The organism is Kineococcus endophyticus (assembly GCF_040796495.1).
GTDB lineage: Bacteria > Actinomycetota > Actinomycetes > Actinomycetales > Kineococcaceae > Kineococcus > Kineococcus endophyticus.
Window position 1 is genome coordinate 458,841 of the sequence record NZ_JBFNQN010000001.1, and the last position, 10,683, is coordinate 469,523.

The 10,683-nt window shown below is 73.1% G+C and carries 10 protein-coding genes and 1 rRNA gene; all 11 read left to right on the forward strand.

Features of this window, described 5'->3' with window-relative positions; translation table 11 throughout:
- Window position 1: 1 nt before the first annotated feature.
- A complete protein-coding gene (locus tag AB1207_RS02170) occupies window positions 2–811 on the forward strand; it encodes an SDR family NAD(P)-dependent oxidoreductase (protein ID WP_367636118.1) in 810 nt (269 codons plus the stop codon).
- 44 nt (window positions 812–855) lie between these two features.
- Complete coding sequence (gene argC, locus AB1207_RS02175; RefSeq protein WP_367636119.1) at window positions 856–1,914, forward strand: N-acetyl-gamma-glutamyl-phosphate reductase; 1,059 nt, start codon at window positions 856–858, stop codon at window positions 1,912–1,914.
- A complete protein-coding gene (gene argJ / locus AB1207_RS02180; RefSeq protein WP_367636120.1) occupies window positions 1,911–3,062 on the forward strand; it encodes a bifunctional glutamate N-acetyltransferase/amino-acid acetyltransferase ArgJ in 1,152 nt (383 codons plus the stop codon). The genes argC and argJ overlap by 4 nt, the downstream gene beginning before the upstream one ends.
- Window positions 3,059–3,973 (forward strand): acetylglutamate kinase, encoded by a 915-nt coding sequence (argB, locus tag AB1207_RS02185; RefSeq protein ID WP_367636121.1) that lies wholly within the window; start codon window positions 3,059–3,061, stop codon window positions 3,971–3,973. Before argJ ends, argB begins: the two co-directional genes overlap by 4 nt.
- Before the next feature lie 17 nt (window positions 3,974–3,990).
- Complete coding sequence (locus AB1207_RS02190; protein WP_367636161.1) at window positions 3,991–5,247, forward strand: acetylornithine transaminase; 1,257 nt, start codon at window positions 3,991–3,993, stop codon at window positions 5,245–5,247.
- Entirely contained in the window at window positions 5,244–6,164 is a 921-nt protein-coding gene (gene argF / locus AB1207_RS02195; protein WP_367636122.1) for an ornithine carbamoyltransferase, read from the forward strand. Before AB1207_RS02190 ends, argF begins: the two co-directional genes overlap by 4 nt.
- Window positions 6,161–6,748 (forward strand): arginine repressor, encoded by a 588-nt coding sequence (locus AB1207_RS02200; protein WP_367636123.1) that lies wholly within the window; start codon window positions 6,161–6,163, stop codon window positions 6,746–6,748. Before argF ends, AB1207_RS02200 begins: the two co-directional genes overlap by 4 nt.
- Entirely contained in the window at window positions 6,745–8,190 is a 1,446-nt protein-coding gene (argH, locus tag AB1207_RS02205) for an argininosuccinate lyase (RefSeq protein WP_367636124.1), read from the forward strand. The genes AB1207_RS02200 and argH overlap by 4 nt, the downstream gene beginning before the upstream one ends.
- The gene (locus AB1207_RS02210) at window positions 8,175–8,807 is read left to right on the forward strand and encodes a DNA-3-methyladenine glycosylase (RefSeq protein WP_367636125.1); all 633 of its coding nucleotides are present in this window, start codon (window positions 8,175–8,177) and stop codon (window positions 8,805–8,807) included. The genes argH and AB1207_RS02210 overlap by 16 nt, the downstream gene beginning before the upstream one ends.
- A gap of 14 nt (window positions 8,808–8,821) precedes the next feature.
- Window positions 8,822–10,090: a tyrosine--tRNA ligase gene (gene tyrS / locus AB1207_RS02215; protein WP_367636126.1), complete on the forward strand. Its 1,269-nt coding sequence runs from the start codon at window positions 8,822–8,824 to the stop codon at window positions 10,088–10,090.
- A gap of 472 nt (window positions 10,091–10,562) precedes the next feature.
- Window positions 10,563–10,683, forward strand: a 16S ribosomal RNA gene (locus tag AB1207_RS02220); the annotation flags it as partial.

The window sequence follows — 10,683 nt, forward strand, 5'->3', positions numbered from 1 at the left end:
CGTGCCCGAGGTGCAGCCCGTCCGCGCGCTCGTCACCGGTGCCAGCCAGGGCATCGGCCGGGCCGTGGCGCTCGGCCTGGCGCAGGCCGGGTTCACGGTCGCGGTCGTCGCGCGCAGCGCCCGGGCGCTCGACGAGCTCGTCGAGGAGATCACCGCCGACGGCGGCCGGGCGGTGGCCACGGCGTTCGACGTGACCGACGCGTCCGCGGTCGCCGCCGGCGTCCACGCCCTCGAGCTGGAGCTCGGCGGGTTCGACCTCCTGGTCCAGTCCGCCGGCCGGATCGAGCCCCAGGAGGTGCCGCCGTGGGAGGCGGACCCGGCGCACGTCCGGGCGGTCCTGGAGGCCAACGTCCTCGGCCCGTTCCACGTCGCCCGCGCCGTCGTGCCCGGCATGGTGGCGCGCGGGTCGGGCCGGGTCGTCGACCTGAGCTCCGGCGCCGCGTCCAAGGACAGCGGCGCGTACGCGGCGTACGCGGCGAGCAAGGCGGCGCTGTTCCGCCTCGGTGGCGCGATCGCCGCCGCGGGGGCCCCGCACGGGGTCCTGGCGTTCGAGCTGTCGCCCGGCGTCGTGCGGACGGCCATGTCGACGAGCATGAGCCAGCACGCCGACCGCACCGAGTGGACCGAACCGGAGGCCGTCGTCGAGATGGTCCGCGCCATCGCCTCGGGCCAGCTCGACGCGTGGTCCGGCCGGTTCCTGCGCGTCGGCGCGGACACCCCGGAATCCCTGCGCGCCGCCGAACCCCGCCTCGGCCCCACGACCCGCAAGCTCGTCGTCACCCCCTACGGCCCCGACGACCCGCTCGCCTGACGCCCCTCCTGCATGGCTAGCCGAGCCGGTGTATGGTCATGCACATGGAACCCGGGAAGCGGCTGACGGTCGCCGTCGCAGGGGCCAGCGGCTACGCCGGTGGCGAGGTCCTGCGGGTGCTGCTGAACCACCCGCACGTCGAGATCGGCGCCCTCACCGGTGCCTCCAACGCCGGCGCCCGCCTCGGTGAGCTCCAGCCGCACCTGCTTCCGCTCGCCGACCGCGTCCTGCAGCCGACGACGACGGACGTCCTCGCCGGCCACGACGTCGTCTTCCTCGCCCTGCCGCACGGCGCGTCCGCCGCCGTGGCGGCCGAGCTCGGCGAGGACGTCCTCGTCGTCGACCTCGGCGCCGACCACCGCCTCCTCGACCCCGCGGCCTGGGAGCGCTTCTACGGCAGCGCCCACGCCGGCACCTGGCCGTACGGCCTGCCCGAACTGCCCCTGGCCGGCGGCGCGCGTCAGCGCGAGCGTCTGGTGGACACCCGGCGCATCGCCGTCCCGGGGTGCTACCCGACGTCGGTGAGCCTCGCGCTCGCGCCCGGCTTCACGGCCGGGTTGCTCGCCCCCGACGACGTCGTGGTCGTCGCGGCCTCCGGCACGTCAGGCGCCGGCAAGGCCCTCAAATCCCACCTGCTGGGATCGGAGGTCATGGGGTCGATGAGCCCCTACGGCGTCGGCGGCGGCCACCGGCACACCCCCGAGATCGAGCAGAACCTCGGCCTCGCCGCCGGGACGGCCGTGACGGTCTCGTTCACGCCGACCCTCGCGCCGATGTCCCGCGGCATCCTCGCCACGTGCACCGCCCGCCTCGCCGACGGGGTCACCGCGGCGCAGGTCCGGTCCGCCTGGGAGGACGCGTACGCCGGCGAGACGTTCGTCCACCTCCTGCCCGAGGGCCAGTGGCCCTCGACCGCGCAGGTGTTCGGCAGCAACGCGTGCGCGCTGCAGCTCGCCGTCGACGAGCACGCCGGTCGCGTGCTCGTCGTGTCCGCCATCGACAACCTCGTCAAGGGAACCGCCGGAGGAGCCGTGCAGTCCGTGAACATCGCCCTGGGCCTGCCCGAGGACGCCGGCCTGACGGCCGTGGGGGTCGCCCCGTGAGCGTCACCGCGGCCGGGGGTTTCCGGGCCGTCGGCGTCACCGCGGGGCTGAAGGCCTCCGGTCGCCCCGACCTCGCCCTCGTCGTCAACGACGGCCCGCTCGACGCCGGCGCCGCCGTCTACACCTCCAACCGCTGCAAGGCGCACCCGGTGCTGTGGAGCGAACGCGCCAGCGCCGACGGCCACCTGAAGGCCGTCGTCCTGAACTCCGGCGGGGCCAACTGCTTCACCGGACCGCAGGGTTTCCAGACGACGCACGCCACGGCCGAACTCGTCGCCGAACTGGTCGGTTCCGGCGCGGGCGACGTCGTCGTCTGCTCGACCGGGCTCATCGGGGTGGAACTGCCGCGGGAGAAGGTCCTCGACGGGGTGCGGACCGCGCACGCGGCGCTGTCGGCCGACGGCGGGACCGCGGCGGCCACGGCCATCATGACGACGGACACCGTCTCCAAGCAGGCCATCGCCAGCGGGGAGGGTTTCGTCGTCGGGGGCATGGCCAAGGGGGCGGGGATGCTCGCTCCCGGCCTCGCCACGATGCTCGTGGTCCTCACCACCGACGCCGTCGTCGACCCCGCCGACCTCGACCGCGCCCTGCGCGCGGCCACCCGGACGACGTTCGACCGCGTCGACTCCGACGGCTGCATGTCCACCAACGACACCGTCGTCCTGCTCGCCTCCGGCGCGAGCGGCACGAGCCCGGAACCCGCGGCGTTCGACGAGGCCGTGCGCCACGTCTGCGCCGACCTCGCCCGCATGCTCGTCGGCGACGCCGAGGGCGCCGACCACGACATCGCCGTCGAGGTCGTCGGCGCCGCGAGCGAGGACGAGGCCGTCGAGGTCGCCCGCTCCGTGGCGCGCAACAACCTCTTCAAGGCGGCCGTGTTCGGCAAGGACCCGAACTGGGGCCGCGTCATGGCCGCGGTCGGGACGACGTCGGCGCAGTTCGACCCGCAGACGCTCGACGTGAGCCTCAACGGCGTCGCGGTGTGCGTCGACGGAACCCCCCACGCCGACCCGGCGACGGTGGACCTCGAACCCCGGGAGGTGCGGGTGCGCATCGACCTCAAGGCCGGCCCGGCGACGGCGACGGTGTGGACGAACGACCTGACCCACGCCTACGTCCACGAGAACAGCGCGTACTCCTCGTGAGCGACCCCGTGAGCGACCTCGTGGGACTCAGCGCCCAGGACAAGGCGAACGTCCTCGTCGAGGCCCTGCCGTGGCTGCAGAAGTGGCACGGCGCGCTCGTCGTCCTGAAGTACGGCGGCAACGCCATGGTCGACGACGAGCTCAAGCGCGCCTTCGCGCAGGACGTCGTGTTCCTGCGCACCGCCGGGCTGCGTCCCGTCGTCGTGCACGGCGGGGGCCCGCAGATCTCGACCATGCTGGAGAAGCTCGACATCCGCAGCGAGTTCCGCGGTGGCCTGCGCGTCACCACACCGGAGACGATGGACGTCGTCCGCATGGTCCTCACGGGCCAGGTGGGTCGCGAACTCGTGGGCCTGCTCAACGCGCACGGCCCGCTGGCCGTCGGCCTGTCCGGGGAGGACGCCGGTCTGCTGCGCGCCACCCGTCGCGGCGCGGTGGTGGACGGGGAACTCGTCGACGTCGGCCTCGTCGGCGACGTCGTGGGCGTCGACCCGCGCGCCGTCGTGGACATCCTCGACGCCGGCCGCATCCCCGTCATCTCCACCGTCGCCCCCGAGGTCGACGACGAGGGGAACCTCGTGCCGGGCCAGGTCCTCAACGTGAACGCCGACACGGCCGCCTCGGCGATCGCCGTCGCGCTCGAGGCCCAGAAGTTCGTCGTCATGACCGACGTGGCGGGCCTGTACCGCGACTGGCCGAACACCGACTCCCTCGTGCGGGAGATCGCGGCCGACGACCTCGCCGACCTCCTGCCGTCGCTGGAGTCGGGGATGGTCCCGAAGATGGAGGCGTGCCTGCGTGCCGTCCGCGGCGGCGTGCCGCGGGCGACGGTCATCGACGGCCGGCAGGCGCACTCGGTGCTGCTGGAGGTCTTCACGACCTCCGGCAACGGCACGATGGTCGTGCCGTGATCCAGCAGGGAGAACCGATGGAACTCGCGGAACGCGCAGCCGGCGACGAGGCCCTGCCCGTCACCGACGGCACCGGCCAGGCCTGGATCGAGCGGTACACCCGCTCGGTCATGCAGACCTTCGGCACCCCGCAGCGCGTCCTCGTGCGCGGCGAGGGGTGCCACGTCTGGGACGCCGACGGCAACCGCTACCTCGATCTGCTCGGTGGCATCGCGACGAACTCCCTCGGGCACGCCCACCCGTTGCTCGTGGCCGCGGTGACCACGCAGCTGACGACGCTCGGGCACGTCTCGAACTTCTTCGCCTCCGCCCCGCAGGTGGCCCTCGCCGAACGGCTGCTCGAGGTCGCCGGCGCACCCGAGGGTTCCGCGGTGTTCTTCGCGAACTCGGGCGCCGAGGCGAACGAGGCCGCGTTCAAGATGGCCCGCCGCACCGGGCGCACCAAGGTCGTCTCGACGTACGGCGCGTTCCACGGCCGGACGATGGGCGCGCTGGCCCTCACCGCCAAGGAGGCCTACCGGGCTCCCTTCGAACCGCTCCCGGGCGGGGTGGAGTTCGTGCCCTACGGGGACGTCGGGGCCCTCGGGCGTGCGGTCGACGGGGCCACGGCCGCCGTGTTCCTCGAACCCGTGCAGGGCGAGAACGGCGTCGTCCCCGCCCCCGACGGCTACCTCGCGGCGGCCCGGCGGATCACGGCCGAGCACGGGGCGCTCCTCGTCCTCGACGAGGTGCAGAGCGGCATCGGGCGGACGGGGGAGTGGTTCGCCTTCCAGAACGCCCGGCACTCCGGCGTCGTCCCCGACGTCGTCACGGTCGCCAAGGGGCTCGGCGGCGGCATCCCCGTCGGCGGCGTCATCGCCTTCGGCCCGCACAACGCGACCCTGCTCGGCGCCGGCCAGCACGGGTCCACCTTCGGTGGGAACCCCGTGGCCTCCGCCGCCGGCCTGGCCGTGCTGCACGCCATCGCCCGCGACGGCCTGCTGGAGAACGTGACGTCGGTCGGGCGGCACCTGCGCACGGCCGTCGAGGCGCTGGGGCACCCGCTCGTCGAGGGCGTCCGGGGGGAGGGCCTGCTGCTGGGGATCGCGCTCGCGCAGCCCGTCGGCGCGCAGGTGGTCCAGGCCGCGCTCTCCCGCGGGTTCATCGTCAACGCGGCCCGGCCCGACACCGTCCGGCTCGCGCCGCCGCTGGTCCTCACCGCCGCCCAGGCGGACACGTTCGTGGCCGCCCTGCCCGACGTCCTCGACACCGCGCTGAAGGGAGCGACCCCGTGACCGTCCGCCACTTCCTCGCCGACGACGACCTCACCCCCGCCGAGCAGGCCGAGGTCCTCGCGCTCGCCGCGCGCCTGAAGCAGGACCGGTTCGCGGAGAAACCCCTCGCGGGCCCGCAGACCGTCGCCCTGCTGTTCGACAAGCCCTCGACCCGGACGCGCGTCTCCTTCAGCGTCGGGGTCGCCGACCTCGGTGGGGTTCCCCTCGTGGTCGACGCCGCGGGCTCCCAGCTCGGCCGGGGGGAACCCGTCGCCGACACCGCGCGCGTCCTGGAGCGCCAGGTCGCCGCGATCGTCTGGCGGACGTTCTCGCAGGACTCCCTCGCCGAGATGGCCGCGAACTCCCGGGTCCCCGTCGTGAACTCCCTCACGGACCTCTACCACCCGTGCCAGATCCTCGCCGACCTCCAGACGGTCGCCGAGCACAAGGGCGCTCTGGCCGGCCTGACGCTGGCCTACGTCGGGGACGGGGCGAACAACATGGCCCACTCCTACGCCCTCGGCGGGGCGACGGCCGGGATGCACGTGCGCATCGGGACCCCGGAGACCGACCTCCCCGACGCCTCCGTGATCGCCCGCGCCCAGGCCGTGGCGGCGACCACCGAAGGCTCGGTGACGGTGACCTCCGACGCCGCGCAGGCCGTCGCGGGGGCCGACGTCGTCGCCACCGACACGTGGATCTCGATGGGCCAGGAGGGGCAGGAGTTCGAGCGGTTCCGCCCGTTCTCCCTCACGAGCGCGCTCCTCGCGCACGCCGCGCCAGACGCCGTCGTCCTGCACTGCCTGCCGGCCTACCGCGGCAAGGAGATCGACGCCGAGGTGATCGACGGCCCGCAGTCGGTCGTGTGGGACGAAGCGGAGAACCGGCTGCACGCCCAGAAGGCGCTGCTGGTCTGGTTGCTCGAGAAGTCCCGGTGACCTCCGTCCCCACCCCGGCCCCCGGCCCGGGGGCGGGCACGAAGGCGTTCCGCCACGACCGGATCGCCGCGGTCCTGGCCCGCTACCCGGTGCGGTCGCAGACGGAACTCGCCACCCACCTCGCGGAGGAGGGCGTCGCGGTGACGCAGGCGACCCTCTCGCGCGACCTCGTCGAACTGGGGGCCGTCAAGGTCCGCGACGGCGACCGCGGGCTCGTCTACGCGCTGCCCGCCGAGGGCGGCGACCGCACGCCCCGCAGCGGGGTCGCGCAGGAGGTCCTGGACGCCCGGCTCGCCCGCTGGTGCGAGGAACTGCTGGTGAGCGCCGAGGCGTCCGCGAACCTCGTCGTCCTGCGCACGCCGCCGGGGGCGGCGCAGTTCCTGGCCAGCGCGGTCGACCACTCGGTCATCCCCTCCCTGCTCGGGACGATCGCCGGCGACGACACCGTGCTGGTCATCACCCGGAACCCCCAGGGGGGCGACGCCGTCGCCGCCCGCTTCCTGGCGCTGGCGCGCCGCAACGCCGCCACCGACCACCCCTCCGACCTGACCACCGAGCAACCCGACGAAGTGGACGTGCCATGACGCAGAACCCCCCGCAGCAGGGCGAGAAGGGCCTGTGGGGCGCCCGCTTCGCCACCGGCCCCGCCGAGGCGATGGCCGCCCTGTCGAAGTCGACGCACTTCGACTTCCGGCTCGCCCGCTACGACATCGCCGGGTCCCGGGCCCACGCCCGCGTGCTGCACACGGCGGGCCTCCTCGACGACGCGACGCTGCAGGCGCTGCTGGGCGGCCTCGACGCCCTGGAGGCCGACGTGGTCTCGGGGGCCTTCGTCCCGGCCGCCGACGACGAGGACGTGCACTCCGCGCTGGAACGCGCCCTCGTCGACCGGGTCGGCGCCGACGTCGGCGGCCGGCTGCGGGCCGGCCGGTCGCGCAACGACCAGATCGCAACCCTCCTGCGCATGTTCCTGCGTGACCACGCCCGCGTCGTCGCCGGTCTCGTGCTGGACGTCGTCGAGGCGCTGCTGACGCAGGCCGCCGCGCACCCGAGCGCCGCCATGCCGGGGCGCACGCACCTCCAGCACGCCCAGCCCGTGCTGCTCGGGCACCACCTCATGGCCCACGCGTGGCCGCTGCTGCGCGACGTCGAGCGCCTGCGGGACTGGGACGCGCGGGCCGCGGTCTCCCCGTACGGTTCCGGCGCCCTGGCGGGGTCGTCCCTGGGCCTGGACCCGCTGGCCGTCGCCCACGAGCTGGGGTTCACCCGCAGCGTCGAGAACTCCATCGACGGCACGGCCTCGCGCGACGTCGCCGCCGAGTTCGCCTTCGTGGCCGCGATGATCGGGGTGGACCTGTCCCGGATCTCCGAGGAGGTCATCGCCTGGGCGACCAAGGAGTTCTCCTTCGTCACCCTCGACGACGCCTGGTCGACCGGGTCGAGCATCATGCCGCAGAAGAAGAACCCCGACGTGGCCGAACTGGCCCGCGGCAAGGCCGGGCGGCTCATCGGTGACCTGACGGGCCTGCTGGCGACCCTCAAGGGACTCCCGCTGGCGTACAACCGTGACCTCCAGGAGGACAAGGAGCCGGTGTTCGACGCTGTCGACACCCTCGAACTGCTGCTGCCCGCCGTCGCGGGCATGGTGGCGACCCTGCACTTCCACACCGACCGGATGGCCTCCCTGGCCCCGCAGGGGTTCGCGCTCGCGACGGACATCGCGGAGTGGCTCGTGCGGCAGGGGGTCCCGTTCCGCGACGCTCACCAGATCTCCGGCGCCTGCGTGCGCCGCTGCGAGGAGCGCTCGGCCCAGGAGGACCGCAGCGTCGAGCTGTGGGACCTCACCGTCGAGGACCTCGCCGGCATCTCGCCGCACCTGACCCCCGAGGTCAAGGACGTGCTGTCGACGGAGGGTTCGCTGAGTTCGCGCGACGGCATCGGCGGGACGGCGCCCGTGCGCGTGGCCGAGCAGCTGGAGGCGGCCCAGGACGCGCTGGCGGAGCACCTGGCGTGGGCACGGCCCTGAGCCTGGACCGGTCCTTCTTCGACCGGGACGTCCTCGTGGTGGCGCGCGACCTGCTGGGGCGGGTCGTGCGCCACACGACGGGGGACGGTGCCGTCGCGGTGCGCCTCACCGAGGTCGAGGCGTACGCGGGGGAGTCCGACCCCGGGTCGCACGCGTTCCGTGGCCCGACGCCCCGGACACGCGTGATGTTCGGCCCGCCCGGACACGCGTACGTCTACTTCTCCTACGGCATGCACTGGTGCATGAACCTCGTCTGCGGGCCCGAGGGCACGGCTTCTGCAGTCCTCCTGCGCGCCGGGGAGGTCGTGGACGGACTGGACCTCGCCCGGTCCCGGAGGGTGGCCGCGCGCCGGGAGGTGGACCTGGCGCGAGGGCCGGCCAGGCTGACCCAGGCCCTGGGCGTCGACCGCGCGCTGGACGGTGTCGACGTCTGCGCCGACGGCGCCCTGGCGGTGTTCCCGGGGGAGCCGGTCGGCGACGCGGACGTCGTGTGGGGGCCGCGCGTGGGTGTCGCCGGTGCGGGTGCCCCGACGCCTTGGCGCGTTTCCCTCGTGAACGAGCCCACGGTCTCCGCGTACCGTGTCGGCGGGCGACGGTCGCCCACACCGAAGACCTGAGGAGCCGACGAGTCGTGAACGACGTCTGGGACGAACTGCAGTGGCGGGGCCTGGTGGCGCACTCCACCGACGAGGCCGCGCTGCGGGAGGCTCTCGCGACGGGTCCGCTCACCTACTACGTCGGCTTCGACCCCACCGCTGCGAGCCTGCACGTCGGGCACCTCGTCCAGGTGCTCACCGCCCGGCGCCTGCAGCAGGCCGGGCACCACCCGCTGATCCTCGTGGGGGGTGCGACGGGTCTCGTGGGGGACCCGCGGCCCTCGGCGGAGCGGACGATGAACGACCCGAGCGTCGTCGCGGGGTGGGTGACGGGTCTGCAGGCGCAGATCGCGCCGTTCCTCGACTTCGACGGACCGACCGCGGCGACGATGGTCAACAACCTCGACTGGACGCAGTCGATGTCGACGATCGAATTCCTGCGCGACGTCGGCAAGCACTTCAGCGTGAACCGGATGCTCGACCGGGAGGCCGTCAGCAAGCGTCTCGCCACCACGGGCATCTCGTTCACCGAGTTCAGCTACGTCCTGCTGCAGAGCAACGACTACCTCCAGCTGCACCGCCGCCACGGCTGCTCGCTGCAGCTGGGCGGGTCCGACCAGTGGGGGAACATCACCGCCGGCTGCGAGTTGGTACGACGGGTGGACCAGCAGACGGTGCACGCCCTGGCGACGCCGCTGCTGACCAAGGCGGACGGCACCAAGTTCGGCAAGACGGAGTCCGGTGCGGTGTGGCTCGACCCCGAGCTGACGTCGCCCTACGCCTTCTACCAGTTCTGGCTCAACGCCGAGGACGCGAAGGTCGTCGACTACCTCAAGGCGTTCAGCTTCCGCAGCCCGGCTGAGATCGAGGAGCTGGGTCGGCAGGTCGCGGAGAACCCGCGGGCCCGGGCGGCCCAGCGGGCACTGGCGCACGAGGTGACGGGGATCGTGCACGGTGAGGCGGCAGCCGTCGCCGTGGAGGAGGCGTCGTCGGCGTTGTTCGGCGGGGGAGAGCTCGACGGGATCGACGAGACGACGCTGCGGGGTGCGCTGGAGGAGTTGCCCACCGCTGCGCCCGAGGAGTCGAGCGTCCGCCTGGCCCAGTTGTTCGCGGACACCGGCCTGGCGCCCAGCCTCAGCGGTGCCCGCCGGACCATCGGCGAAGGCGGGGCCTACGTCAACAACGTCAAGGTGACCGACCCGGAGGCGACCCTGGCCGACGTGTCCCTGCTGCACGGGCGCTACGCCGTGCTGCGCCGCGGGAAGAAGTCCCTCGCTGCGGTCGCACTTCCGTTGCCGCAGTAGTGGATCGGCGGCCGGCGTCGAGCGGATTTGCCTCTCGCGCCGGTCGCCGCGTAGTGTTCCACATGTCGCCCCGAGCGGGGCGGAAAACCTGGAGCTTCTGGCCGAGGGTGATCCGCGTCCGGGACGGGTGGCGCCGGAAGCTCCTTGAGCGGGGCTGGGTTGAGGTTTGGCCTGGTTCTCGGTTAAGGTGGGAAAGTTGCCCCTCTTCCGCTGGCCCTCTTGATGATGGGTTGGTCGGGGTGGGTGCGTCCGGTTCTTGAGAACTCAACAGTGCGCTAGAAAAATGTTGATGCCATATGTATCAACCCCCAATCACTGCCGGGCCTGTGTGTCTGGTGGTGGGGGATTCCTTTGGGATCTACCCCTGGTCTGGCTTGCCAGCTCGGATCAGGGTGACGAGTCCAAGGGTCAACTATGAAGTTCTAAGGATCTACGCCGGCTGGTGGCTTCGGCTGCTGGTGGTGGAGGTTTTTCGACGGAGAGTTTGATCCTGGCTCAGGACGAACGCTGGCGGCGTGCTTAACACATGCAAGTCGAACGGTGAAGCCCTTCGGGGTGGATCAGTGGCGAACGGGTGAGTAACACGTGAGCAA

What these genes read in the sequence shown, in the direction of transcription:
- argC (WP_367636119.1), top strand. Translation starts at nt 856, where the DNA reads ATGGAACCCGGGAAGCGGCTGACGGTCGCCGTCGCAGGGGCCAGCGGC.
- AB1207_RS02190 (WP_367636161.1), top strand. Translation starts at nt 3,991, where the DNA reads ATGGAACTCGCGGAACGCGCAGCCGGCGACGAGGCCCTGCCCGTCACC.
- argH (WP_367636124.1), top strand. Translation starts at nt 6,745, where the DNA reads ATGACGCAGAACCCCCCGCAGCAGGGCGAGAAGGGCCTGTGGGGCGCC.